Raw genomic sequence first — 24,644 nt, 5'->3', positions numbered from 1 at the left:
AATATGGACTACTTTATTTATTAGGAACAGGTTTACTCAATTACATAATTAATATTTTGGTATTTAGGGTTAGAATTGTAATTAAAGAAAAATTTGTAATTTTGTGTTAATATGATGATTAACTTGAGAATAAATATGCTTATCCAACTGACGAAGCAGTTAAATTAAGTAGGAACAGAAAATAGATATCTTTTGTATGTATAAATCGGAGGAACAAATAAATGTCGGATACTGTTATCAAATTTATCCCTACTACCCCATCTTTTGTCCCTAAAAAAGAAGCCGTTAAGGAAGTGGGAAATTGGATGAAGACTAATATTTCAAGTGATGATATATCAATAACTCTCACTGATGAGATACGTTTTATTGACCAAGGTGTTAATTTTCAACGCATTATTTATTTGCCCTCTTTGTTCCGGTGAAATCAATATGGATTGGTGGAGCGAAAAGATGGATAAAGCATCAGAGCATCAATTTACTGAACTTCATGTAAAGGTTCCTTGCTGTGATGGTGAAACTTCTTTGAACGATCTACAATATGATTGGTGCGCCGGTTTTGCTCGTTTTTCAATAGAAATACTAAATCCATCTAGCGAAAATATAAACCATTGCATGAATAAATTAGAGGAAAAACTTTTTTGTTCCATTAAGAAGGTTGTTGCATATTATTAGTTTTATGTATCTTACATAAGGATAACGATCATTTTCTATTCACCAATTGGGGCGTTTCTCAAATTAGGAATCGGCCGTTGTTGTATTAATAAATTTTATAGGTGATACATATGAAAAAATTTGATTATGATAGTTTCTACGATGAGGTAGGAACACAAAATGGCTGGGATTTTAGTAGTATCCGTTCCTTTTTGGAAGGGGTTACTTGGGATTTTTATGAAGAGGTACGGAAGCGATGTAAAAAAACAGATGTGCTTTTAGATGTTGGCACTGGCGGTGGAGAGCATATATTAAGAATTGCGCAGGAACTATTTTTCTTGATTGGTATTGATTTATCCGAGGGTATGGTGGAAACCGCTAAGGTCAATTTGGAACAATCAAAAGCTTCGAACGTGAAGTTCTTCCAAATGTCTTCTTATGATCTGCAATTTCCAAAAGGCTTCTTTGATGTAGTTTCTTGTTGTCAAGCACCGTTTTCAGCAGCGGAAGTAGAAAAAGTGTTGAAAAGTGGCGGAGTCTTTCTGACACAACAAGTTAGTGAAGCAGATAAATTAAATATAAAAGAAGCATTTGGCAGGGGACAGTCGTATGGTCAACAAGATGGTACATTGAAGGAAAAGTATATTAGGGAACTTAAGGAAGCTGGTTTTAGACACATTCAATCCTTTGAATATGATGCAGCAGAATATTTTGAGAGGCCTGAGGATCTAATATTTTTACTTAAGCATACTCCAATTATTCCAGATTTTGGTCAAGATAAACAGGATTTTGAAATATTGAAGGATTTCATTCAAAACAATCAAAACGATAAAGGAATTCGAACAAATTCGAAAAGGATTCTCCTCATAGCTAAGAAATAAGAGTGCACATGATTCTGGTTTGAAAGAAATGAATAATATGGAGGTTAACAGATTCGTGATATGAAAATAAAAGAAAAGCTTTTGATAATGATTGGAGTAATGATCCTTATCATTATGGCAATGGGCATTGTATTTGGTGGTTATTTTTTCGGACTAGCAGGTGTCTTCGAGCTACTTGGAGTACAGTATAATTCGGTTTGGTCCTTGTTTGTTTTTGTAATGGGTTTCTTTATTCTAGGAATATTTGTGGAATTGATTACAAAAGTGATCTTTGTTCTTTCCACTCGAAATACAAGAGATAAAGCATACGTACTTATGATCCGATTAAGCCTTGAATTCCTATCGAATTGGCTTGTTCTGTTTACTGTGGATGAATTGATGAAAGGAATCACACTTTCCTGGAAAACAGAAGTAATGATTGCGTTGCTCCTTGCAGTGGTAGAGCGTATTTTTGATAAAGAAGATAACTCATGAAGAAAACAAAGGGAAGTGTTGAAGGAAATAGTTTATGAAAGTGAGGTTAATGTTTGGTGTCTGTAAACAGTATATTGGATACCCTATTAACTCAATACAAAGACCGCAAGAATCACCATACTTTCATTGTAGGAGTGGATGGGTTAGGTGGAGCTGGAAAGACTACATTTGCAAATAAACTTGGAGAAGAGTTAAAAGAGAAAGGATATCATGTAATAACCATACATATTGATGATTATATCGTTGAGTTAAACAAAAGGTATAACACAGGACATGAAGAGTGGTATGAGTACTATTCTCTTCAATGGGATATTCAATTGTTACAAACAGAATTATTCCAAGCGCTATCCGATGGCGACAAATTAATAAACTTGCCCCTATATGATAAAACAACTGACACTATATCCACCCAAAAACGATACATAAAACCTACCTCCATCATTCTTATAGAAGGAATATTTATTCAAAGACGGGAATGGAGAGAGTATTTTGATTTTGTTATATTTATTGACTGTCCTCATAAAGAGAGAGCCGATAGGGTACTAAAACGAGACTTGTATATTGGTGACTATCAAAATAGATTAACTAAATATCAAAAGAGATATTGGATTGCGGAAGACAAATACATTGAAGTGGATGATCCTTTAAAGAAAGCAGATGTAATATATAGCTCAAATGATCATTAGAAAAGGCTTTATTAATAACAAAGCACAAATAAAATGGAGTGTGCCTATATGGAAGTAAACAAAGTGGTAGAGAAATGCATTGAATCAGCCAATGCATATGGAATAGCTGCTTACGAGGTTATACAGGATTCAAGAAAAACCAATCATCTGTATGATAAAAATTTTAAAAATTATAAAATGCTAAAACAGTTTGGAAATAAAGGGATTGTTGAGTTAGAAAAATTACTTGAACATCCTAGTGATTATGTTAAATATAGCTCCGCAACACATTTGTTGTCAGTAAAGGAAGACAAAGCAAAAGAGGTATTAAAAAAGTTAGTTAATAAACCTCAGCTATTTGGTTTCTCGGTTGAAATGCTTTTAAGAGAGTGGGATAAGGGAAATTTAAAGAATATTTAAGTTAGCATTGTTGAATTAAGGAGTAAATTAGTTCGTGGGAAGCAATAGATTAATAGAAGTGTAATTTAGTATGTTATGCAGAAGCGGATTATCCTTATTTAATGATGAAATATTGGGGTGTTTTTTTTGCAGTTAAAATACATTCGCCATTGGATACTATTTAGTACTTTTTCATTCCTATATGGTTTCGGAACGTGGCTGGTAGAATTATTAGAAGGAAGTAAAATCTCTTCAACCGAACACATTGATTTTGGTGTTGCGTTGATTTTTTATGGTTTTATTGTTGGGAGTTTTGTTTTTGGAGTTATAATGTTTCCTCTTACCCTAATCATTGAGAAGTTTTTTAATAAGTTGCTGATTAAAATGATTATTTTTTTAGCGGTTGGGTATTCTTTTGGAAAACTTCTTTTCGGAATAATTTTTTATAGTGAGCACGTTCAAGATTACAATTTATATGAATTAACCTCAGTTTTTGTTTTCATTGGTATTAGTTTTATTTATACTTTCATAGACAGTTACACTTATCGTAAATTAATCTAAATTGTTCAAGGACATAAAATATTTTCAAAAAGTAATAAATCTCATTCTTTGGAGGTAAAGGAGTAGGAGAGTTGATTAAACAATTTGGTAGAATAATTGCAAAGGTGTTTTTAGATAGAGGAGAGTAAAAAAAATGGTACGTTTGAACATTGGGGATGTCTTTGAGATTGAAACTTCAAATGGGTTAGCGTTTTTTCAATATGTTCATCATGATAAGATAATTGGATCACTAATCCGTATATTACCCAAGTTCTCATGGGGAAATTAAATATGATTTATTAAATCATATAGTAAAACAGAAAGAGTTATACTTTATTCATTTTCCTTTAGCTAGAGCATTAAGTAGAGGAATTGTTAGAAAGGTTGGGAACTATCCTATACCTAATGAATTTGTTTTACCTCAAAAGTATAGGGATAGGTGTATAGTTAACGGTGAATTTATGTGTTGGCATATTGTTGATTATGAGACATGGAAAAGAGATAAAGTGGAAGTGTTAACGCATGAACAAGAGCGACTTTCACCTTGGGGAACTTGGAATGACACGAAACTTAAAAAGAAATTAGTTGAAGGATGGACTTTAGAAAAATGGATTTAATAGTACAACAACAGCGGGGTATATCAATTTTTTAAAAAGAGATAGTTTTCGTTTTCTTATCTTTGATGAAGGTGGTAATGACTTTTGAAACTTCAAGCCTTCACGGGAGTATCTGGGACGTTTTAAAGTGTGAAATTGGTTATTGGATAAATACTAAATGATTAACCAGTTGTTTTAAATCATGAAAAGAGTTCATCTGCTTTTACGTGATTTGGTTTAAATGTAACATTTAGTAATGGTTGAATAATGAACTCTCAGTGCTATATTAAACTAGCTGTTCTCGAGAAGGAGATCAGCTCTTTTTTATGGAAGTAACGTATTAAGTGAAAAGTTAACTTATACTAATTCATCCTTCTCGCTATTACAGTGAACAAATAAATTGAAATAGAGAAATTTTAATTTACCCCGTATCTTTTTTACTCCTAACTGTGTTTATATAATGAACTAGAAATAAAGGAGGAAATGTCATTGAATAATCTAGATAATGTATCGGAAGAAATGCGTGATTTGAAAATGAAATTTGATCAATTGATTAAACCTCATCGGCCTGCCTTATGGAAATATTGTAAGATGATTACTGGTTCGCCTTGGGATGCAGAGGATTTGGTCCAGGATACGTTAATAAAGGCATACAGTGCTTTGCCAAGGATCTTTCAACCGTTGCTACCAAAAAGATATCTATTTCGAATCGCTACAAATACGTGGTTGAATCATCAGCGAAAACAAAAACCTATTACGTTAGAAGAGAATGCTGAAGAAGAATATGAGGATCTCGATCCATTTGAAATTCGGGAAGCCATGGAGAAATTGGTTAAACATTTAACGCCTAAACAACGAGCTGTTCTTTTGCTTTTTGACATATTTCAATTTCGTGGAAATGAAGTTGCTGAAATGATGGGGTTAACGGAGGGGAGTGTGAAGGCATTACTACATCGGGCTCGAGCGAACTTGAAAAAGATTAATCAAGAAAAGAAACTTCAGTCTTCATTAAAGTCTGGGGATAATTCGATACCAGATCCTGTTATCGAAATTTATCTGGATGCATTTAATCGGCGAGATCCGGATGCAATTGCTAGTCTACTTGATGAAAATGCTGTTAATGACATTGTCCATACGTCTTATGAATATGGTAAAGAAACAATCCGAAAGCATTCTCTAGAAGGGTGGGCACAAGATCCAATGCCTATGACAGCAACATACCAAATACTCTGGGGTAAACCGGTCGTTGTGGTTATGACGAAGCTAGGTAAAAAAGATGCAGTATATAGCTTGATTGAGCTGGAAATTGACGCCAGTGTTATCGTTAATAAACGCACCTACTATTTCTGTCAAGATTTACTAGAAGCGGTAGCAAATGAATTAGAAGTGCCTGTTCATCGTAACGGATATATTTATGGAGAATAAAAGGGATGTAGTACAAACCTTTCTTATAATTAGTGAGTTCACCCTTGAGAAAATAATCCTAAAAGTAAGTATGTATGATAAAATACGCTTAAACTATTTGGTGTAGATAACGAGCTAGAAGTTTAAAACGATCTAGTAGTAGGAGTGAAACAAGTGTATTTAACAATAGATGAAGCTGCGGAGTATTTAAATATCTCGATAAATCGATTGAAAAATTTAATCGTTCAAGGAAAGATAAGGGTTATTCACGATGAAAATGGTGAGGTTCTAATTTTTAAGGAACAATTCAAAACACATTTCGAACAGCTAGAAAAATATAAAGTATTGGTTGAAGAATGGGCGAAGGAGCCTATTCCAGAAGACATTGATATTAAGGATGAGGATTAACATTGAGGAAGTAGTTCTTTTTGATGTACATAATATGAAAATGTACGTAAAGAGGAACTGCTTTTTTGATTGCACGAAGCTATCCGAGATTTCTTATAAAACGGACAATCATTTTAATTGAGAATCGTTTTCAACTAGTATATATTAGATTATAAAGATAACAACGATTAAGGAGAAATAATAATGCAAATATACTGGACTAAAATAAATAAGATTATTGATGAAACACCTGAGGTTAAAACGTTTCTGCTTGACCGTCCGGAAGACTTTACTTGGGAAGAAGGATCGCATACCCACTTTGCACTGGAAGGCTTCAATGCTGGCGATAAACCAAATCGTAGTCTGATTCGTCATATGTCAATTTGTACATTACCACACGAAAATGCAATCGGTATTACGACACGTATTAGAGAGCAATGCTCGGAGTTTAAAACCATTTTAAGAAGTCTTGAGGTTGGCAGTAAAGTTGCAATTTTTAAAACGCATACAAATGTACCGCTTAAAAGAGAGAACAAAAATATTTATCTGCTTTCATCAGGCGTCGGTCTAGCAACCTTCAGACCGCTTGTGCTTGATTATTTCGAACGTGCGGATAACGTGGAGAAAATTCATTCCCTAAACATTGATTCATCACAAGACTTCTTATTTAGTAATATTTTTGAATCTGTTCCTGACAAAAAGTTCATATCTCAGTTTGTAGACAATCGTAAGGACTACTATGAGAAAGTGAAAAATCTTGCTACAGATAAAAGTGGAATCTTCTATATTGTAGGTAGCGACGAATTCCTGACACAAAACATGGAGATTTTACGGGAGCAGGGCATTGAGCCAGAACAGATTATGCTCGACAAGCGTAAAGATGTGCGGGATGAATTTATATCCTCTGTTTATATTGCAAAGTAATAATTAGGTAACTACCAAATGGATAAAAATAGATAGACAATAATAAATGAGTAGAATAATAGACTTTTCAAAAAGGTTTCGTTATGAATTGGTGCTTTCCGTTAAGTGGGAAAAGCACCTTTTTCATTTTAAGCTGTCTTCTAAAGGATTGTTTCTTTTGATGAATAATCATAGCTTTCGTTTATTGTAAGAAATATTTTACAATATGTAAGAAATACTTTACAATGATAATTAGAGGTGGTGTTAGTGTTACGCAATAGATTAGTAATATATCGGGCGGAAAAAGGTTGGACACAAGTACAATTGGCAAAGAAGGTTGGTGTTAGTCGCCAAACCATTGCAACTCTTGAAAAAAATAAATATAATCCTTCACTAATTCTTGCCTTCAAAATTGCAAATGCATTTGAGAAATCAATTACCGACGTTTTCGATTATGGAGAGGAGGAATGATAAATGTTGTGGTTGTCTGGTTTAATTCTAATTACAATTTTTATTAGTCAAATGTATATCTTAAAATTCAATGATAGTGAGGAAGGAAAAGATGAAAGGGGTAAAGAGATTCAATATAAAAGAAATAATTTATTGTACGGGGTTTTATATATAGGAGTTATTTTACTATATATTCTTGTGGACTTATTTGAAATAATCCCTGTTGAGTATCTGCCTAATATTTTATTATGGTTTGTACTTTCTTTAAGTGTTCTGGGAAGTATATTCACTTATGTCTTTAAAAACAGCAAAAATTATTGAATCTTATTTTACCTTCGAAAAGGGGTCTTTTCTTATGTACTACTTATAAAGGGAAGACGGAAATGCTGAATTTCCTGTTTTAACGCCTTGTGGTGTATGTCAAGAAAGACTTTTTTACTGGGGAGAGAATGTAAAAGCAGCTGTAACTAATCCAAATGGTAAACTAGATTACAAAACACTGAAAGAATTACAACCATATCATTGGTTAAAAGCCTATGACAAATAGTTTTTACCATTCTTCAAAAAGGATAAGTCTTTTTTGGTGGCATGATTGCGCTTTGGAACTTGAGTTCTTATTTTACGACAAACGTTCTAATCAAATTTAAACAAGCATACCAATAACTAATTCCATAAATTGGGGGGATTGGTATGAATAAACGTATTGTTATGATGCTGGGGCTTATCTTTATTTGTGGTATTTTCACTTATACTTTATTAAATGGTCATTTGAATAAGGAGGAAGAAACATCAGCAAAAGCAGCTACCGAAAAAGCACAAGAAAAGCCACGTTTTTCGGTAGAGGAACAGAAAAAGATTGAATCTTTTTTGCTTAATGTGAAAAAGGAACTCCTTCATCAAGGTTATAAGCAGAACTTTTCATTTGATCATCGGAAAAATGTATTTCGAATTATGGTAGAAGATGAGAAGGTTATAAACAAACACGGTGATGGCATAACAGAGCTAATCACAAGTCTTGCAGTGGAAGAGAATTTTGGGAAAGTAGAAGTGAATTTTGAAGTTTTGCCACATTTAAATACAGAAGTGGAAAACAAGTGGACAGAGCTTAGCAAGGAGCTATCAGAAGTTACAAAAGAAACAGTAGAAGATAAGGGATATAAACTGTCTTCCATTAGCTTGCATCCTTCTGGTTCTTTTCCACATATCGAAATTGAAATAATTGGGGATGGGGAACACTTTGAAAAAGATAAATTCGATATAAAATATGTTGTTTCTAAGATCGTTTCGAAACATACGGAAATGGACCTTGCTATTTTTGTAGAAAGAGAGGGTTAAGTATAGGTTATTATTTTTCTAGCATTTGATTGACGGGTATCGTATTTGTACGATGCTTTTTTTCTATTAACAAATTAATTGCAACTGCCCTTTAAGTGCAAATAGTGATTCTATTTATGAGAATTCAGTTTATAAAGAGAATTAAGTATATAAGTGTTGAAATACAGTTATCGAGCAAGAATATTGAATACCTATTTAGTATGTGAAAGGTGTGAAGTCGCCATTGTCCTTGCGAAAGTCTACTATGTCTTTGGTTATTTAAGGGCGGCTTTGGGAAAAGTTTTAGAAAATACTTTAGCTTTAAATAAACTGTGCGATCATGTTAGATCGTTTTTTTTTGTTTTGCCAACTTTTTTACATTATATTTGGAATATTATGTTAGTATTTATTTGTGAGGTTTTTTACAAATGGAGGAAGTTGATGGAAAACCATTATTTTGTAGGTTGGGGTACACTGGCGTTGATTAATGCTGCACTTGCATAAGGGAAGAACAGAACGGGTTTGAACTGGTTTTTGCTTTCCCTCGTACTAGGTCCACTGGCAACTCTAATCTTGCTATTTGTTGAGAAGAGAGACAGTAGAGTAGTTTAGTTACTAAAGGATAAAGGGTGTTTTCTAATGAAACAGATATATGCCTTCGAAACCAAGGAGGAATATGAAAAGTATCAGAACTTGATTGAAAGATTTAATGAGAGAATAAAGGAATATCAGCTTATATTGGAGAAAAATTTTGAACTTAAAAATTTACCTAAAGCAATTGTTTGGACATCAGAAGAGTTAGCCACAACCGTTTTTTCGAATATTCCTATTCCGGCTTTTACAAATAAAGATATTATTTACTTTTCTCCTGATTTATCAAAATGGAGGAGCTTGTTTATCAAACAGTTAGACGGAATAAAGAACGATAAAATAGAGAAGTTTTATGCAAATATGTCCGAGAATCAATTATTTACTATAGTAGGACACGAAATTACTCACCATTCAGAACTATTCGTTGATGAATTTGATGATGAAAGGGAAGATAGTATTTGGTTTGAAGAGGGTATGTGTGATTATTTATCAAGAAAATTCATTTTGAGTGAACGAGAGTTTAATGAGATAGCAAATGTAGAAATAGAATTGGTAGATTTGTTTAAAGACAAATATGGGAGCCATTCTTTGGATGATTTTGGGAATGCAAGTTACCAAGGTTCTTTAACTAGTATAATGTTTGATTATTGGAGGAGTTTTCTTACCGTAAAATACTTAGTTGAAGAAAAAGCTTATGACATTGGACATATTTTCAAGGAGTATCATATTTGGCATAACGAAGGTAGAAAGAAATCTTTGACGGAGTTTTTTGAAGTAGAAACATTATTTAAGTAACGGAGTAACGGTGACTAGTATGAGCTAATAATTGTGTTTTTTTCCTTTTACACGGATTTGGCAATTTTGTTGAAGTGTGGCTCTTAGAGGTTGATACAAGGAGTGGATTGCTTATGCTAGAAATTAAATTAAATTCTATTCCAGCTAATATAAAGAAACTTTTATCCTTTGCTACCTCAGAAAAGTATGTGGAGCAAGAATGCGAACTATATATCCAATCGTCAGCTAGGAAGTTGTATGGATATGAGTTTGAAGATCAGGTTGTTGGATGTATTGGAATAGAGTTTATTAGTCCAAGTTATTGTGAAATTAAACATATAGCAGTGTCTCCTAACCTTAGAGGTAAAGGTATAGGAAGTAAAATGATTCGATTTATTATGGAAGAGTATTCATTATCAATAATGACTGCTGAAACCGATAAAGATGCTGTAAACTTTTATAAAAAAATTGGATTCAAAATAACGAGTTTAGGTGAAAAGTATCCAGGCGTGGAACGTTTTCAATGTATATATAAGAGTTAAAAGAAAATCCTTTTTTATTTATTTTCTTATTACAAGAATAAACATAAAGATTGGGTAGATGTTCATATGAAAAAACATAAAAATTTCATACAATTCGATTTAATAATGATACTACTACTGTTTATGTTTATTAGCTTAATAGCTATTTATAATGCGCAACAATTTGGGCAATATGCTGGAAGCAATTTTGTTGTTAAGCAAGCTATTTGGTTTCTATTAGGTATATTTATATTAATCGTTTTTCAATTCTTTGATTTAAGACAACTTCAATCAATGAGCATGATGTTCTACATCATTGGATTACTATCATTGCTTATACTAATAATCACCCCAGAATCATTCGCTCCAGTCATAAACAATGCAAAAAGTTGGTTTAAGTTTGGTAGTGTTACCATTCAGCCATCAGAATTCACGAAAGTTACAACCATATTGTATTGTGCATCTGTAGTCTCTAAGCACAATAATAAGTATGAAATACCAACTGTAAAAAGCGATATTTTTCTTTTGTTAAAGTTATTATTAATTGGTTTATTACCTATCGCCTTAATATTACAGCAACCCGATTTTGGCTCCTCTATGGTTTTTCTGTTTATAACTGGAATATTTATTTTAATTTCTGGTATAAACTGGAGATTACTATTTATAATTATTTTTTCAACAATTATTATTCTTGTAAGTATTTTTTCTTTATTCTTTTTTTATCCTGATAAAGCACAATCAATCTTCCATATTGAAGATTATCAAATGGATCGTATAACCACTTGGATGGAACCTTCGCAAGATTCTTCTGATGAAGAATATCATATTACAAAATCATTATTAGCAATCGGGTCTGGACAGATATATGGAAAAGGACTTAAGGAGAATGAGGTTTATATTCCTGAAGCACAAACGGACTTTATTTTTTCAGTTATTGGTGAATCATTTGGTTTTGTTGGAGCGTCGTTTGTGATCGTTCTTTATTTTTTATTAATATATAAAGTTATTCTATTAGCTATTGAGATACATAAATCAAATATCTTTGGTGCACTATTATGTATTGGTTTTGGTGCCCTAATTTTCATCCATACATTTCAGAATATCGGAATGACTGTAGGGCTAATGCCGATTACAGGAATTCCTTTACTGATGGTTAGTTATGGTGGTAGCTCCGTTTTAGCTTCCTTATTCGGCTTCTCTCTTATTTACTTAGTTAAACGTGAATACATAAAACAAAAGAGTTATTTATTTAAGTAGGTGAAAAAATGCGGAATGATAATTTGCAAAAAAAGATAAAGGTAATTTTTAGTGTGATTGTAATACTATTTGCTGTTCTTCTTTTCACTATTTTTTTTAGGATGAATGTCATTTAGGTGGCAAGGAAAGTAGTGGGAAAGAAATTTAATATTATTTATTTGTAAATTATATCTACCCGATATTGTAATAGCACCAAACATCCACTAATATGAATATATGATTATCTATTCATATATGTAAAGGGTGAGTATATGTACGATTCCATTATTATTGGTGCGGGTCAAGCTGGTTTGGCTATTGCTTACTACCTACAACAGGAAAATCAGGAATTTTTACTTATTGATAAAGCTCGGGAAATCGGAGAGTCATGGAAGGATCGATACGACTCCTTACTTTTATTTACACCAAGAATGTATAGCTCGTTACCAGGATTACCAATTGAGGGCGATGGACAAGGCTGTCCTACGAAAGATGAAGTTGTAGATTATTTAAAGAAATATGTAGAAACATATACATTTCCAATTCACCTTAATGAAGAGGTAATAAATGTTGCTAAAGAAAATGATGAATTCCTTATTGAAACGAATCAAAGGGAATACAAAGCGAAGAATGTAATCGTTGCAACGGGTCCATTCCAAACGCCGAAAATCCCGAACTTCTCAAAAGAGCTGTCTACTAATGTTCTACAGCTTCATTCATCTCAGTATAAGAATTCCAATCAATTAGTAGAGGGCAATGTTTTAGTAGTAGGTGGAGGTAATAGTGGTGCACAAATTGCAGTTGAACTTTCTAAAGTCAAAGAAACCTATTTAGCCGTTAGCAAGAAGCCCGTGTATTTACCATTAGAAATAAATCATAAAAGTATTTTTTGGTGGTTTGATAAGTTAGGTGTTTTAAAAGTGAACAGACATTCGTTATTAGGAAAGATCATTCAAAAAAAGGGAGACCCTATTTTTGGTCTAGAATTAAAACAGGCCATCAAGAATAAAGAAATAATTATGAAGCAAAGGGTAATTGGTGCAAAAATGAGTGAGATATTTTTTGAAGCTGACCCCTCATTAAAAGTTCGTAATATCATATGGGCTACTGGCTTTAAAAGTACTTATCCTTGGTTAAAAATCGATGGGGTTTTAAATCAGGAAGGAAAAGTAATACATAATCGGGGAGAAACGAAAATAAAAGGATTATATTTTATCGGTTTACCTTGGCAATATCGACGTGGTTCTGCATTATTACAAGGTGTTGGAGAGGACGCAAGTTATATTGTACGTAAAATAACGGATGGGGATTTGTTATAAAGCAGGGCTACATAATATCAGGAACGAACTCGGGAATCACAATTATGTAAAGGTCAGGAGGAATAGGTTCGCTCTTGACCTTTTTGTCGTTACTTAGATCCCTGAACTATTGCATCTGTTAACACCTTCAGGGCATCGCTAACATCCTCCGCAAAATGTAATGGCTCATCAATCTTTACAAAATGCATATACATCAGACGTGGATCGTCAAATAGCCAATGATTGTGCACAGCAGTTACGATAATGTTATGCTCTCTTAGTTTTGATATAAAAGGATTAATCTCATCTTCAAGAATTACAGTCTCACCAGCACATAAAGCCTTTCCATCCTTCGTCATGGATTCAAAGGTAAACATTTGAGGCACCAAAAGGAAGGATTGCCCCCGTCTTCCTAGCACAACGGGACGAATGTTGTTACGAGCCCGCATGACGATACATTGACCATTTTCGAATGTGTGCATATCTCCATCCAAAATCTCGCTAAAGGTATCACATAGCTTGGATTGGTTTTTATTCGTATGCTTTGTTTTACGTGGGACGACGATTTCTCTACTTGTTAACACCCGAAGAGCATCTCTCACCTTTTTAGCAAAAGACAACGGCTGATCAATAGACTCAAAGTGCATATACATTAGGCGAGGCTCATCAAAAAGCCAGTGATTATGAATAGCAGTAACGATAATGCCGTGCTTTCGAAGTCTAGTAAGGAAAGGATTAATTTCACTCTCCAGAATTACGGTTTCCCCCAAGCATAGTGCTCTCCCTTGACTATCAAGGTTTTCAAACGAAAACGCCTGTGGAATATACATAAATGAATCGGCTCTTCTACCTAACACAGTAGGCTTTAGATTGGTCCTAGACCGTGTGGCTAAACAAACTCCATTTTCAAAGCTGGAAGTAGAATCTAATATCTTACCAAATTCCTCACAAAGCTTTGTTACATCCTGTTCACCTTTACCCAAAATAATTACCTCCTTTAGGAATTGCAATACCAGATGCTCTATCCTATGGCTGAATATCTATGGAGGATAAGGCGATTGACTAGATTTGTAAATTTTCTGGTAGTAGGTTTTGTCCTAATAAGACAACATTCTTTTCTATTTTCGCAAGACATATTATGATATGGGTAATACAGAAAGAAGGGATTATATGGTTCTTACAATTCGCTGGTTATTTTATATGACTGGACTCATTGTTTTTAGTTATGGTATTTGTATTTCACTGCAAATGCAGCATTTAGGGGTACACCCTTGGGATGTGTTGAATGTTGCTTTATTTGAAAAGCTAGGTTTATCCATTGGCTCATGGGCAATAATCATCTCCGTTTTGCTAATCATCGTTTCATGGATTTTGGATAAAAGTTATATTAAATTAGGTACTTTTATAAATGGAGTTGGTGTTGGCGCGTTTGTGGATTTGTTTTTATGGATTGATTTTCTACCAGAAGCGAGTCATACATGGACCGATATGGTCGTAATGATTGTTGGAATCATTACGATGGGAATTGGCGGTGGCTTGTACAATTCCGCAGAAGTCGGAGCTGGTCCTAGGGATGGTTTCATGCTATCCATTTCTGATAAGCTAGGAGCGCCAATTGGTCGGATTCGTATTATTGTAGAAAGCCTTGTGTTAGTGCTTGGTTTAATACTAGGTGGCCCTGTCTTTTGGTTTACCTTTATCTTTACCTTCATTCAAAGCCCAGTGTTTGCATATACGTTTGAAAAGTTTAAAGGAATTTTAGCTTTGATTGAACGAAAGGTTGAGGTGAAGCAGAGTACGGAGGTTAGTGTTTAGGGGATATTTTAAGAGGTGATGGGGCGGGATTTCCCCACCAATCCGGGTGCAGAGCAAGAGATTAGCTCCATGCTGCTCTCTTGCTCTTAGCACTATTTATTTATCACAATAGATAATTTATAACTAACATATTTACTTAAGTTAGTTAAGAATTCATCTAAGACTTCATTGGATGGAAATTTGCATTCGAGGAGATAACAGCTTTCGCCACTAACCTTGTAATTGTTCATAACATATGGGTTTTGTTTTTCAATAAAAGACAAATAGGGTTGATGATTTGTGTTTTTCGTATAAATGTGAATCATTGCATGAACCAAAAATCCTATTTCCTCTTGATTTATTTTAATAGTGTACCCCTCAATAACATGATTCTCCTCTAATTTAACTACTCTTGCTGATGCAGCTGGTCCAGTAAGATGGACTTTCTCACCTAATTCTTTCATGGTAATCCGGCTATTTTTGGACAGTTCATCTAATATAAGAAAATCCGTATTATCTAACATTTTGTAAACTCCTTTCATAAATAAAGTAAAACCGCTAAAATACTTTATTTCATCTATGTATCGTCCATAGGCTCATATTATAGAATATACATTGTTAGCTGGTAATTTAAAAGAAAAGGAGTTTGTGAAAATGTATATACAACAAATTCGAAATGCAACATTAGTTGTGGAGTATGCAGGGAAACGATTTTTAGTCGATCCAATGTTAGCGGAAAAAGGGTCGTATCCGCCGTTTCCAAATGCACCTCGAGAGGATCAGAACAATCCTTTAGTAAGCCTGCCAACAACTATTGATTCAATTATTCAAAATATAGATGCAGTAATTGTTACTCATCTGCATTATGATCATTGGGATGAAGCTGCTAAAGAAGTTTTACCAAAAGAAATAAAAATCTTCTCTCAAAATGAAGAAGATGCGACAGAAATAAGAAACGCTGGTTTTCAAAATGTCGATATTCTAACAGAGGATACAGTTTTTGATGGAATTCAATTAAAGAAAACAAAAGGTGAGCATGGAAGAGGGGAAGTCCTTAAAATGGCTGGTCAAGTATGTGGAGTAGTCTTCACACATGAATCAGAGAAAACATTATATATTGCTGGTGATACAGTTTGGTATGACGCAGTTCAGGGAGTAATTGACATACATCAACCAGAAGTAATTGTCTTAAATGCTGGAGATAATCAATTCAATCAAGGTGGCTCTCTAGTTATGGGCAAGGATGATGTTTATGAAGTGTACAAGGCGGCACCAAATGCAAAAATTATTGCCGTCCATATGGAAGCTGTAAACCATTGGACTTTATCAAGGGAAGAATTAAAAAGCTTTGCGGATGAAAAAGGATTCTTGTCTAATATTCTTGTACCGGATGACGGTGAGGCTTACTCATTTTAAGATAAAAAAACCGTAAATTAGAAAAGGCATTGCTATCCAGCAATGCCTTTCATCATTCAACGTCACTTCTTATCCATTTTTTACATCATACAAGACCGGTGGACAGCTATTGTTAGAAAAGTAGGATTACATATACGCCTCAACCAATTCATAACATCTTTCCTCCGTAACGTTAGCGAGCACAGCTACATATTCTAAGTGCTCCTGTGTGCCACCTTTGTATTTGTTTGATGCCTCTAATGCGGTATCGTCTCGATAGGTTAGCCAGCTTCGTTGTTCTTCTCTTAGTTGTTCCATTTCTTCTGGTGAGAGCTGCTCCTGTAACACCCCGTAGATTTCATTTAATAGGTTATCCCAAATTTCCCAGCGATCGTTTTCTACCTTTTTTAATGCGTATGTAGATGAATCTGTTGCTTCTAGTGCTTCAGCTCGATTCTTTGCATCCTGTAATTTTAGTGAGAATTCATCCTTCAGACTTTCTACCGCATCAGTGGTCGGTGTATCTTCTTCTGGTGTAGTATCGTTGGCTGCATCCTCTTCAGTGTTTTCTGTTTGAGTGTTTTCTGTGGTGTTAGAGGCACCATTTGTTGGGTCGGTATTTGAAGTATTGTCCGTGTTCTCCTCTGATGAAACGTTCTTTTTAGACTCGCCGTCCACTGCATCGTTTGATTTATCCGATGAACTTCCACATGCTGCTAAGACCAGCATGAATACGAACATAACAATTGCGAGCATTATTTTTTTATTCTTTTCCATTATAAATCCTCCTCTTATTATAAAATCCCTTGCTTCAATGTTTGCTATGAATAAATAGAATCAGCCGCCAAGAAATACTTTACCATAATTATCCGTTTTTGGAAGAGTATAAAGATCTCGTTTCCTGAATTGTAAGAAACGTTATGAAATTGGATATATTAATACAAATATTTTATTTTATATAATAATATACACTTTACAATAGTGTGTGTCATACAGTATTATATAAACAGGAGTTGATCATATGACGGATGCAAGGGAACATTTAGATAAATTAATGCAGGAATTAAGAAGGGGAACCATTACCATTGGTGTTCTTAGCCAGCTTTCAGAACCACAATATGGCTATTCGCTCGTGACTCTGCTAGGGGAAAAGGGAATACATGTGGAGCCTGGCACATTATATCCATTGCTAAGAAGGCTAGAAAAACAAGGGCTTTTGGATAGTGAATGGGACACGAACGAAACCCGACCACGGAAATATTATTTGTTGAGTAAAACAGGGAAAGAAGTTTTTGATCTTCTCGTTGTGGAATGGAAGAACATTGTCGCAAGCTTGGATCATGTCATTGGGAATGAAGGAGATGAAGGATATGGAGATGATTGAACGGTATATTTATGCCGTTACCCAGAAGCTACCACAAGCACAGCGCAAGGATATTGCGGATGAGCTTCGTGGGTTAATAGAAGATATGCTGGAGGAGCGCACAGGTGGATATCCTCGTAAAGAAAGCGAAGTCGAAGCAGTTTTATTGGAGCTTGGTAATCCACGGGAGCTAGCAGAGAAATATAGAGGCAGCAAAAGATATTTAATTGGACCTGAACTATTTGATTCGTATATGTTGATTTTGAAAATAGTTCTTGTCGTAGTTGCTGCTTCTGAGGGAATTAGCTTTATTGTCCAATCGATTTTAGAGCCATTTGCCATTTTGGACTATTTTATTGATTTTATCGTATCACTAGTCATTGGACTTCCGATGGCTTTTGGCTGGACGACATTTGGTTTTGCAATGGGGGAACTAGCTGGGGGAATCAAGCAAAAGGATTTACTTGGAAAGGAATGGAACCCATCTGACCTACCACCAATTCCGGATGAAAAAAGACGGATTAAGCGCAGTGAACCAATTGTAGGGATTACCTTTTATGCAATTGTTCTCGTATTCCTTGCGTTCTCGAGTGAGTATATTGGAGTATGGGTATTCAAGAATGGATTTACTGGGGTTGTACCGTTTTTGAATGAAGATACGTATGGAAAATATTTGTTGCTTATTTTTCTTGTATTTGGATTTGGAATTATAAAAGAATGCCTAAAGCTCGTTTCTGGCAAATGGACGTATAAATTAGCGATCAATACGACAATTGTTAATGTTGTTTCCATGGTGGCCATTCTATTTATGATCAATGGTCCGGAATTTTGGAACCCGACGTTTATGAGTGAGTTAGTGAATGCGGGTGTGGTGGAAGCTGGAACTGAAGCGTACGATGTCGTCGCGAAAATATGGGAGCAAACAACCTTCTGGATGCTCATTCTGCTACTAATCGGTTTAGTGTGGGATGCTGTGGATGGATTTAGAAGAGCTAGGAAAAAGTAAAAGGTTTCAAACAAGGGTGTCTGTGCTCACGTGCACGACACCTTTTTATATGAAATCATAATACTTTGTAATATTTCTTACCTAGATTCGTTGCCCACTTCTCGCACCAGAACGCATCATAAGGCTTCAATGGTTTACCTTTGGCATGTTGAAGGTTCCGATAATGATAACGAATGGCAGAGGGAATGGTGACAAGAAAAGGCATGAGAGGTCCTAACCACAGATTTTGAAAGCTATGTCCATATTCATGACTTTTAAGCGCGGTGGTTGCTCCTTCTTGAACAAAAAAGAACCCACCAAGATTCAAACCACCCCAATGTTTTCCAATCTCCACATAAATCGAATAGCCAAACCTTTGCGGCTTATTACCAAAAAGCAGGAACACAAGGGTGAGGATCCCGCCAACCACTGTTAGGCAAATGCCCCATGTAAGTTGAATCAACCAATATAATGTGAGCTTCATAAAAAACACCTATTTTCTAGAAATATCGGAATGCATTCCCATTTTCCTCATTATAACAAAACCAATATGCTGCCATGAATGGGAATTCTTTTCATTTTTATTGAAATTCTTGGTGTTCTTGAATGATTATTACCACATCTTGAATGATTCAAAGCACCTATTGTTGAATTATGCTCCACCACTACATGAATTGTCTCCATAAAAGTAAAATTAATGTATGATTATATAAAACGCCTATTAAAAGAGAGGATTACTCATGACATTACGGAACAAAACGATTGAAGAGTTACTAGATTTAGAAGCAGACTTTCGAGTGGGGAGTGGGAGAGAGCTTGAAAACTATCATGTTCTCCTATCAATCTATGAAACATTATATAAAAAGATTGCTACTGATCGAGATAGTGACTATGCACCAAGCTTACCAAAAATTAAAGAGACACTGATTTTCCACCTCATACAGCATGGGACGTATTTAAAAACCGTTTATCAAAAAGATGATCGTGCTGCTGAGCATAGCTTAACGAAAGCCTTGCGCTATGAACGGGCTTTACCTATTGCACATTATCGATTAGGTTTTCTGCATTATAAAAAGAAACATTATGCCAGAGCGCTCACTTATTTTCAAAACGCAATCCATTTTCAAAATGAGGATGGCAACAAAACATATCAGCTAAACACACAGCAACTGTACAATTGTAATTTATATTTAGCCAACTGTGGATTGTTTGTCGCGAAAGCAGCGCATGAGTCTCTGGAACAATTGAAAGCAACGGTTGATGTTCAGAGGATTCCGGACTATGACCTGTCTCCTTTGTATCATGTAATCGATGAAAATGAATGGTATTTGGAGCAAAATGCTTATATAAAGATAACCAATGACAAGCAGCAGTATTGTGGCTTCGACGAGTACGAGAATCACCTAGATGATAAGAACACCATCCTTGTCGATTTAACGAGCAGGGAAAATCGATTGCAGTTCAATGGTAAGGAAACCACTTTATCCCAAAACCATGTGGAGTTGCTCCGCTACTTGTTCCTAAATAGTAGTAACGTGAACCTTATGACAAAGTATGATGTTCTCGATCTATTCCCTGGGTATGAACAGAATGAAATCCCTACGAATACATATGTGCAAAACATTTCTAGACTGAAACGTAAATTAACCTCTATTGGAATAGACACCCCGGTTATCGAAAATGAACAACGTGGGGATACTTCTGGCTATTACTACAATGGTCAACTGCCATTTTGTCTAATACATCGTAGTGATGAAACCTTTATTCTGAGCTAATGACAGGTGTGTCATCCCCTTTTGAGATACTAGATTTACCAAAACAAAAGGGAGAGGATACGATGAAAGCTTGGAATGAATTGTTTGTACGTTATGGATGGTTGTTAACGAAAAAGCAGGAAAATGTATTTGATTGCACAAAGGAAAGAGAAGAAAATCTCCATTTTCTATTGGAATGTCTGGAAAAGGCACAGGTGAAATTCGAATATGTGCGAGGAGAATTGACATTACCAACTATAGCTCACCCAGAGGATAAATGGCTACAGGCTTTAGATTTTGAAGAACGAGGGCAAGCTGGAAATGTTTGGTTCCATCCTGAGAAAGAGGAGCCAAAGATAAAAGAGCTAGATACGTATATTGCAGGTTTTGTTAGGCAGTTAAATCGGTTGGGATTTCATACAATGGGCTCCTGTGATGGACATGACAGAAGAAGTCCACATGTCATGCTAACGAAAAATCGAAGCATGGAAGATCTCGAAATGCTATGTAAAGCTTTGGGATTCCATAAGCTCCGAATGCGCCATAGGGAAAATAGCAGGGGCTACAATGTTCACATTCATGTAAAACGACAAGACTTGTTACAAATGACGGAGAAGCTAAGTTTCATAGAGGAAGCCTGGATTGAAAAAGGATTCGATTTTATTTCTAAAAAAGTCTTCCAGCAGCAATTAGAAGACCTACTTACCATCCCTGGTGAGAGTGGGAAGGAAGAGAAAATTCGAGAGGCAGTTATGAGCAGGCTGAAGCCCCTTGTAGACCACCTAACTGTAGATCATGCTGGAAATATTCTAGCTGAGAAAACCTATCGAAACGGGCAAGGACCAACGATTCTAGTAAATGCACATCTTGATACCGTTTATGAAATAGAAAAGGATAGAAGCATTATCAAGGACGGTAGCCTTTGGTCGAGTAGTAAAGGAATTCTTGGAGCGGATGACCGGGCAGGTGTCGCAGTCCTACTTCACCTTGCAGAGCACCTTAAGCATCATTCTACATTTAATGGGAAAGTAAAATTTATTTTCACCGTAGAAGAGGAATGTGGTTTAGTAGGGGCAATGGAGGTGAGGGAGTATTTTCTATGGGATGTGGATGCTGCAATTGTAGTAGATCGCCGTGGCAAGGGAGATATCGTGACTTCCTGTGGAAAATATCTACCATTTTGTCATGCTGAATATGGCCGCTTTTTCGAACGAATTGCAACGGAACAAGGAATGGATAATTGGAAGGTGACAGCTGGTGGTAGCAGTGATACAAGAGTTTGGGCTAGTCATCATATTCAGAGTGTTAATTTGTCAGCAGGATATCAGAATGAACATACAGATAAGGAATACCTTGATGTTGAGGCGTGTTATGGAACGTTGAAGCTGTTAAAAGGTGTGTTTGAAAATGGAAAAGAGATAAGAAGCGTTTTGCAGCAAATAAGACGTGGGGAGCATTCTCGGAAAAAATTAAAATCTATCATTTAAGGTGCCCTCCTATGAATGCTCCTCTTTAATACTAGAAATAAGGCATAATGAAATGGGTTAAAATACCTACAAGAGGTCGCGTGCACCATTATTCTATATAACGAAAGACCCTATTTATAGATAAATTGAAACGGAAACCTGGGTACTGCGTATATCCATAATGAAAACTTTAGTAAAGGGAGAGTATAAAGTTGAAGTCGAAATGGATATATGCCTATCTCGGAATGATATTACTTATTTTGTTAGTAGCTTGTGATGACAAGGAGACGAATAAGCCTGAGGAAACGAAGGAGGAGGAAGTAACGGCTCCTGAAGAAGTAGAGGTTAAGCCAGAAGAAGAGCCTGATGAGGAATCACAAATTCCTGAAGAAGACGAAGAAGACCAAGAAGACCAAACAACCCAGAAATTAACCCTTCATGACGTACCACCCGTGCCGACAGATGTCGAAGGATTAGCTAGACAAACACCTGGCCCATTTGCTGCAGCTAAAAATATCTATGATTTAGAGGCAGAGATAGCAGAAGAATTTAAGGTGTTAGGACCAATGAGTGACAATCCAACTCCAGAAGAATACGAGCTTTATTTTCGCTATATGTATTGGTTAGTAGCAGAAGATTACATCAATCCGGAAGATACCATCAAGAAGTGGGAATTTGCGTCCTTTGGTAATCCAGATCTACCAGATGCGAAGTTTCACTTTAAAGAAAACTACAATGTCGAAATCATTCTCGATGCAAGTGGAAGTATGGCTGCGGATGCTGGCGGAAAAACAAGAATGGAGCTGGCTAAGGAAGCAATCCAAGAGTTTTTAGCTAATGTACCGGAAGAAGCACATGTATCCCTTCGTGTATATGGACATAAGGGAACTGGAGCTGACAGTGACAAAGAATTATCATGTGGTGCGATTGAGCAGGTTTATGGATTTTCCTCCTATAACGATCAGGAGTTTCAAAAAGCATTGAATCAATTCCAACCAAGCGGATGGACACCAATTGCAGATGCTTTAAAGGAATCGGAGAAGGCACTAAAGCCATTCGATGCGGAAAACAATACAAACCTAATCTATCTAGTAAGTGATGGAATCGAAACGTGCGACGGAGATCCTGTTGCCGTAGCCAAGTCCCTAGCAGATTCTCATGCCAAACCAATTATTAATATTATCGGATTTCAAACCGACGCCGAGGCACAACGCCAATTGGAGGAAATGGCAGAGGTATCAGGTGGAATCTTTGCTTCAGCTAAGAATAAGGATGAGCTTGAAGCGGAATTTGCTAGAGCTGAAGAGGTTTTAGAAGCTTGGCAGGAATGGAAGGATGATGCATTATCGGATGTAGATGCGATGAGAGTGGATCAGAGCTTTGATATTATGCATGTCCATAACGAATGGTCCTTTACAACATTAGGTACTAGCAATAACATGGCCAGTTTAGAGTATGTCTTAGAGGAACTTGATATCTTAACCTATAATCAAATTGATGAAATTCGCAAACTTAGACGACAGACCTTTGATGAGATTGATTATACTGTGGATGAATTGGAAAGGACGCTTGAGGAGATTAGTAAACAAACGATTGAAGAGGCGAAGCGGACTATTGAGGAGCGGTTTGAGAGTGGGGTTGAGGAGTGATAGTTGGTGTCGTGTAGTGGACAGCTGCTGCTACTAACCATATAATTGTTATCCATATTTCAGAAAAGGAGATCTCTAAACTAAGCGAGATCTCCTTTTAAAATCATAACTAGAGTTAGAATATTAGGAATCGATCAATGATATCAACAAAATTCTTATTTGACGAGGCCACTTGGACATAGTAAATATTTTCCTTTATACTAAATTTATAAATACAAAAGTTTCCAACAGAAAAAAAGGGGTATTTCATGTCATTTCTTCAAAAACTATTTAAAAAAGACAAACCAAGCAGTAAAGACAGCAAAAAATCTAATCATGCTAGTAATAGCAGAAAGAAAATCAACAATGAAAGAATCGCCTCGAGAAAAGGAGAATTAGGAGAATATAAGATTAATATAGAGCTTGATCAGCTTCCTAAAGATTATAAGTACCTTAGTGATGTTATGATAGAAAATCCGAAAGCTAAAACAGGATATTCACAGATAGATCATATTGTATTGTCCCCATATGGCATCTTTGTTATCGAAACAAAAAATTATCAAGGAACAGTTTATGGTGGAAAGGATAGAAAAACGTGGTCAGTGAATGGAAAGTTTAACATGATGAATCCGTTCCATCAAAACTACGGACATATACAAGCGCTTAAGAAGTATGTTGATGCACGTTTTCATGACTATTTTATATCGTTAGTGTCCTTTACTAGGAGATGTACTTTTAAAGTAGAAGTAGATTTAAGAAAGATTACTTCTAATGAACTAATAATCTATGATTTAGAGTTATCTGAATTTATTAATAGGAAGGTTAGAAGTCAGAAAAGGTTATACAACAACATTCCATTATTTACAGAAGAAGATATCGCAAATATTTATGATGCACTTTCCAATGTAAATATTAAAGATGCCCAAACAAGAGAACTGCATGTGAAAGAGCTTAAAAAGAAATCGGTTGAAGTTCCAAAAGATAAATGTGTGGTATGTAATAAATCCGTATCTGATAAAGTAAAGGCGTACTGTCTGGCTAATAAGCGATTTGATGGGAAAGTTTATTGTTATGAGCACCAAAAAGGTATTTAAATGAGGAATTCTGTAATAGATAATGATAAATAATCAGGAACATTCCTAACCGAATGTTCCTTTTTCATAATGGAAAATTTT

General features: G+C 35.3%; 30 protein-coding genes and 2 pseudogenes. 28 read left to right on the top strand and 4 right to left on the bottom strand.

Annotation, left to right across the window (positions count from 1 at the left end):
- The first annotated feature begins 221 nt into the window (after positions 1–221).
- The 20 genes and pseudogenes from C1A05_RS08585 to C1A05_RS08495 all read left to right on the top strand — a co-directional run bounded on the left by C1A05_RS08585 (position 222) and on the right by C1A05_RS08495 (position 13,105).
- A complete protein-coding gene (locus tag C1A05_RS08585; RefSeq protein ID WP_102027787.1) occupies positions 222–422 on the top strand; it encodes a hypothetical protein in 201 nt (66 codons plus the stop codon).
- A gap of 28 nt (positions 423–450) precedes the next feature.
- Complete coding sequence (locus C1A05_RS08580) at positions 451–672, top strand: hypothetical protein (RefSeq protein ID WP_145997303.1); 222 nt, start codon at positions 451–453, stop codon at positions 670–672.
- A gap of 110 nt (positions 673–782) precedes the next feature.
- Positions 783–1,532 carry a class I SAM-dependent methyltransferase gene (locus C1A05_RS08575; protein WP_102027785.1) on the top strand — a complete coding sequence of 250 codons (750 nt, stop codon included), beginning with the start codon at positions 783–785 and terminating at the stop codon, positions 1,530–1,532.
- A gap of 60 nt (positions 1,533–1,592) precedes the next feature.
- Positions 1,593–2,006: a YrvL family regulatory protein gene (locus C1A05_RS08570; protein WP_102027784.1), complete on the top strand. Its 414-nt coding sequence runs from the start codon at positions 1,593–1,595 to the stop codon at positions 2,004–2,006.
- A gap of 56 nt (positions 2,007–2,062) precedes the next feature.
- Positions 2,063–2,692 carry a kinase gene (locus C1A05_RS08565; RefSeq protein WP_234998449.1) on the top strand — a complete coding sequence of 210 codons (630 nt, stop codon included), beginning with the start codon at positions 2,063–2,065 and terminating at the stop codon, positions 2,690–2,692.
- A 48-nt stretch (positions 2,693–2,740) separates the two neighbouring features.
- Positions 2,741–3,091 carry a HEAT repeat domain-containing protein gene (locus C1A05_RS08560; protein WP_102027783.1) on the top strand — a complete coding sequence of 117 codons (351 nt, stop codon included), beginning with the start codon at positions 2,741–2,743 and terminating at the stop codon, positions 3,089–3,091.
- Between the two features lie 126 nt (positions 3,092–3,217).
- Positions 3,218–3,631 carry a hypothetical protein gene (locus C1A05_RS08555; protein WP_102027782.1) on the top strand — a complete coding sequence of 138 codons (414 nt, stop codon included), beginning with the start codon at positions 3,218–3,220 and terminating at the stop codon, positions 3,629–3,631.
- A 440-nt stretch (positions 3,632–4,071) separates the two neighbouring features.
- Positions 4,072–4,227: a hypothetical protein gene (locus tag C1A05_RS18020; protein ID WP_159462040.1), complete on the top strand. Its 156-nt coding sequence runs from the start codon at positions 4,072–4,074 to the stop codon at positions 4,225–4,227.
- Between the two features lie 19 nt (positions 4,228–4,246).
- Positions 4,247–4,385 (top strand): annotated as a pseudogene (locus C1A05_RS18285) (GNAT family N-acetyltransferase); the annotation flags it as partial.
- A gap of 310 nt (positions 4,386–4,695) precedes the next feature.
- Positions 4,696–5,631, top strand: coding sequence for a sigma-70 family RNA polymerase sigma factor (locus C1A05_RS08545; protein ID WP_159462039.1), 936 nt, complete (start codon positions 4,696–4,698; stop codon positions 5,629–5,631).
- A gap of 153 nt (positions 5,632–5,784) precedes the next feature.
- Positions 5,785–6,018, top strand: coding sequence for a helix-turn-helix domain-containing protein (locus tag C1A05_RS08540; RefSeq protein WP_102027780.1), 234 nt, complete (start codon positions 5,785–5,787; stop codon positions 6,016–6,018).
- A gap of 183 nt (positions 6,019–6,201) precedes the next feature.
- A complete protein-coding gene (locus tag C1A05_RS08535) occupies positions 6,202–6,921 on the top strand; it encodes a dihydropteridine reductase (RefSeq protein ID WP_102027779.1) in 720 nt (239 codons plus the stop codon).
- Positions 6,922–7,167: 246 nt separating this feature from the next.
- Positions 7,168–7,371: a helix-turn-helix transcriptional regulator gene (locus C1A05_RS08530; protein ID WP_145997301.1), complete on the top strand. Its 204-nt coding sequence runs from the start codon at positions 7,168–7,170 to the stop codon at positions 7,369–7,371.
- Positions 7,372–7,374: 3 nt separating this feature from the next.
- The gene (locus C1A05_RS08525) at positions 7,375–7,671 is read left to right on the top strand and encodes a hypothetical protein (RefSeq protein ID WP_102027777.1); all 297 of its coding nucleotides are present in this window, start codon (positions 7,375–7,377) and stop codon (positions 7,669–7,671) included.
- Positions 7,672–7,738: 67 nt separating this feature from the next.
- Positions 7,739–7,897 (top strand): annotated as a pseudogene (locus tag C1A05_RS18280) (cytidine deaminase); the annotation flags it as partial.
- A 143-nt stretch (positions 7,898–8,040) separates the two neighbouring features.
- Positions 8,041–8,685, top strand: a complete 645-nt coding sequence (locus C1A05_RS08515; protein WP_102027776.1) for a hypothetical protein — start codon at positions 8,041–8,043, stop codon at positions 8,683–8,685.
- Positions 8,686–9,303: 618 nt separating this feature from the next.
- Entirely contained in the window at positions 9,304–10,050 is a 747-nt protein-coding gene (locus C1A05_RS08510; protein WP_102027775.1) for a hypothetical protein, read from the top strand.
- 113 nt (positions 10,051–10,163) lie between these two features.
- Complete coding sequence (locus C1A05_RS08505; RefSeq protein WP_102027774.1) at positions 10,164–10,571, top strand: GNAT family N-acetyltransferase; 408 nt, start codon at positions 10,164–10,166, stop codon at positions 10,569–10,571.
- A gap of 66 nt (positions 10,572–10,637) precedes the next feature.
- On the top strand, positions 10,638–11,807 hold the full coding sequence (locus tag C1A05_RS08500) for an FtsW/RodA/SpoVE family cell cycle protein (RefSeq protein ID WP_102027773.1): 1,170 nt from the start codon (positions 10,638–10,640) through the stop codon (positions 11,805–11,807).
- 251 nt (positions 11,808–12,058) lie between these two features.
- Positions 12,059–13,105 carry a flavin-containing monooxygenase gene (locus C1A05_RS08495; RefSeq protein ID WP_102027772.1) on the top strand — a complete coding sequence of 349 codons (1,047 nt, stop codon included), beginning with the start codon at positions 12,059–12,061 and terminating at the stop codon, positions 13,103–13,105.
- Positions 13,106–13,194: 89 nt separating this feature from the next.
- Here the strand turns inward: C1A05_RS08495 and C1A05_RS08490 are convergent, their stop codons facing one another.
- Entirely contained in the window at positions 13,195–14,067 is an 873-nt protein-coding gene (locus C1A05_RS08490; protein WP_102027771.1) for a DUF1259 domain-containing protein, read from the bottom strand.
- 187 nt (positions 14,068–14,254) lie between these two features.
- On the opposite strand from C1A05_RS08490, the gene C1A05_RS08485 reads away from it, so the two are divergent.
- A complete protein-coding gene (locus C1A05_RS08485; protein WP_102027770.1) occupies positions 14,255–14,899 on the top strand; it encodes a YczE/YyaS/YitT family protein in 645 nt (214 codons plus the stop codon).
- Between the two features lie 92 nt (positions 14,900–14,991).
- Here C1A05_RS08485 and C1A05_RS08480 read toward each other — a convergent pair whose 3' ends face one another.
- A complete protein-coding gene (locus tag C1A05_RS08480; protein ID WP_102027769.1) occupies positions 14,992–15,402 on the bottom strand; it encodes an Lrp/AsnC family transcriptional regulator in 411 nt (136 codons plus the stop codon).
- Between the two features lie 130 nt (positions 15,403–15,532).
- On the opposite strand from C1A05_RS08480, the gene C1A05_RS08475 reads away from it, so the two are divergent.
- On the top strand, positions 15,533–16,294 hold the full coding sequence (locus C1A05_RS08475) for an MBL fold metallo-hydrolase (protein WP_102027768.1): 762 nt from the start codon (positions 15,533–15,535) through the stop codon (positions 16,292–16,294).
- 126 nt (positions 16,295–16,420) lie between these two features.
- On the opposite strand, the gene C1A05_RS08470 is transcribed toward C1A05_RS08475, so the two are convergent.
- Positions 16,421–17,050 carry a lysozyme inhibitor LprI family protein gene (locus C1A05_RS08470; RefSeq protein ID WP_102027767.1) on the bottom strand — a complete coding sequence of 210 codons (630 nt, stop codon included), beginning with the start codon at positions 17,048–17,050 and terminating at the stop codon, positions 16,421–16,423.
- Between the two features lie 244 nt (positions 17,051–17,294).
- Here C1A05_RS08470 and C1A05_RS08465 point away from each other — a divergent pair, with 244 nt between their 5' ends.
- A complete protein-coding gene (locus C1A05_RS08465) occupies positions 17,295–17,657 on the top strand; it encodes a PadR family transcriptional regulator (RefSeq protein ID WP_102027766.1) in 363 nt (120 codons plus the stop codon).
- A complete protein-coding gene (locus C1A05_RS08460) occupies positions 17,644–18,642 on the top strand; it encodes an HAAS signaling domain-containing protein (protein ID WP_102027765.1) in 999 nt (332 codons plus the stop codon). Before C1A05_RS08465 ends, C1A05_RS08460 begins: the two co-directional genes overlap by 14 nt.
- Before the next feature lie 55 nt (positions 18,643–18,697).
- On the opposite strand, the gene C1A05_RS08455 is transcribed toward C1A05_RS08460, so the two are convergent.
- The gene (locus C1A05_RS08455; protein WP_102027764.1) at positions 18,698–19,105 is read right to left on the bottom strand and encodes a hypothetical protein; all 408 of its coding nucleotides are present in this window, start codon (positions 19,103–19,105) and stop codon (positions 18,698–18,700) included.
- Positions 19,106–19,361: 256 nt separating this feature from the next.
- Here C1A05_RS08455 and C1A05_RS08450 point away from each other — a divergent pair, with 256 nt between their 5' ends.
- The 4 genes from C1A05_RS08450 to C1A05_RS08435 all read left to right on the top strand — a co-directional run bounded on the left by C1A05_RS08450 (position 19,362) and on the right by C1A05_RS08435 (position 24,563).
- A complete protein-coding gene (locus C1A05_RS08450; RefSeq protein WP_102027763.1) occupies positions 19,362–20,396 on the top strand; it encodes a hypothetical protein in 1,035 nt (344 codons plus the stop codon).
- Between the two features lie 62 nt (positions 20,397–20,458).
- The gene (locus C1A05_RS08445) at positions 20,459–21,862 is read left to right on the top strand and encodes a M20/M25/M40 family metallo-hydrolase (protein ID WP_102027762.1); all 1,404 of its coding nucleotides are present in this window, start codon (positions 20,459–20,461) and stop codon (positions 21,860–21,862) included.
- 191 nt (positions 21,863–22,053) lie between these two features.
- Entirely contained in the window at positions 22,054–23,490 is a 1,437-nt protein-coding gene (locus C1A05_RS08440) for a VWA domain-containing protein (protein ID WP_102027761.1), read from the top strand.
- A 248-nt stretch (positions 23,491–23,738) separates the two neighbouring features.
- Entirely contained in the window at positions 23,739–24,563 is an 825-nt protein-coding gene (locus tag C1A05_RS08435; RefSeq protein WP_102027760.1) for a nuclease-related domain-containing protein, read from the top strand.
- Positions 24,564–24,644 lie beyond the last annotated feature (81 nt).

Source organism: Salirhabdus sp. Marseille-P4669, assembly GCF_900240405.1.
GTDB lineage: Bacteria > Bacillota > Bacilli > Bacillales > Alkalibacillaceae > OEQK01.
This window is presented reverse-complemented; position numbering and strand designations above follow the sequence as displayed.

Coding starts and splice junctions, on each gene's coding strand:
- C1A05_RS08585 (WP_102027787.1), top strand. CDS start 222: ATGTCGGATACTGTTATCAAATTTATCCCTACTACCCCATCTTTTGTC.
- C1A05_RS08580 (WP_145997303.1), top strand. CDS start 451: ATGGATAAAGCATCAGAGCATCAATTTACTGAACTTCATGTAAAGGTT.
- C1A05_RS08575 (WP_102027785.1), top strand. CDS start 783: ATGAAAAAATTTGATTATGATAGTTTCTACGATGAGGTAGGAACACAA.
- C1A05_RS08570 (WP_102027784.1), top strand. CDS start 1,593: ATGAAAATAAAAGAAAAGCTTTTGATAATGATTGGAGTAATGATCCTT.
- C1A05_RS08560 (WP_102027783.1), top strand. CDS start 2,741: ATGGAAGTAAACAAAGTGGTAGAGAAATGCATTGAATCAGCCAATGCA.
- C1A05_RS18020 (WP_159462040.1), top strand. CDS start 4,072: ATGTGTTGGCATATTGTTGATTATGAGACATGGAAAAGAGATAAAGTG.
- C1A05_RS08535 (WP_102027779.1), top strand. CDS start 6,202: ATGCAAATATACTGGACTAAAATAAATAAGATTATTGATGAAACACCT.
- C1A05_RS08525 (WP_102027777.1), top strand. CDS start 7,375: ATGTTGTGGTTGTCTGGTTTAATTCTAATTACAATTTTTATTAGTCAA.
- C1A05_RS08515 (WP_102027776.1), top strand. CDS start 8,041: ATGAATAAACGTATTGTTATGATGCTGGGGCTTATCTTTATTTGTGGT.
- C1A05_RS08510 (WP_102027775.1), top strand. CDS start 9,304: ATGAAACAGATATATGCCTTCGAAACCAAGGAGGAATATGAAAAGTAT.
- C1A05_RS08505 (WP_102027774.1), top strand. CDS start 10,164: ATGCTAGAAATTAAATTAAATTCTATTCCAGCTAATATAAAGAAACTT.
- C1A05_RS08500 (WP_102027773.1), top strand. CDS start 10,638: ATGAAAAAACATAAAAATTTCATACAATTCGATTTAATAATGATACTA.
- C1A05_RS08495 (WP_102027772.1), top strand. CDS start 12,059: ATGTACGATTCCATTATTATTGGTGCGGGTCAAGCTGGTTTGGCTATT.
- C1A05_RS08485 (WP_102027770.1), top strand. CDS start 14,255: ATGGTTCTTACAATTCGCTGGTTATTTTATATGACTGGACTCATTGTT.
- C1A05_RS08480 (WP_102027769.1), bottom strand. CDS start 15,402: ATGTTAGATAATACGGATTTTCTTATATTAGATGAACTGTCCAAAAAT.
- C1A05_RS08475 (WP_102027768.1), top strand. CDS start 15,533: ATGTATATACAACAAATTCGAAATGCAACATTAGTTGTGGAGTATGCA.
- C1A05_RS08470 (WP_102027767.1), bottom strand. CDS start 17,050: ATGGAAAAGAATAAAAAAATAATGCTCGCAATTGTTATGTTCGTATTC.
- C1A05_RS08465 (WP_102027766.1), top strand. CDS start 17,295: ATGACGGATGCAAGGGAACATTTAGATAAATTAATGCAGGAATTAAGA.
- C1A05_RS08460 (WP_102027765.1), top strand. CDS start 17,644: ATGGAGATGATTGAACGGTATATTTATGCCGTTACCCAGAAGCTACCA.
- C1A05_RS08455 (WP_102027764.1), bottom strand. CDS start 19,105: ATGAAGCTCACATTATATTGGTTGATTCAACTTACATGGGGCATTTGC.
- C1A05_RS08450 (WP_102027763.1), top strand. CDS start 19,362: ATGACATTACGGAACAAAACGATTGAAGAGTTACTAGATTTAGAAGCA.
- C1A05_RS08445 (WP_102027762.1), top strand. CDS start 20,459: ATGAAAGCTTGGAATGAATTGTTTGTACGTTATGGATGGTTGTTAACG.
- C1A05_RS08435 (WP_102027760.1), top strand. CDS start 23,739: ATGTCATTTCTTCAAAAACTATTTAAAAAAGACAAACCAAGCAGTAAA.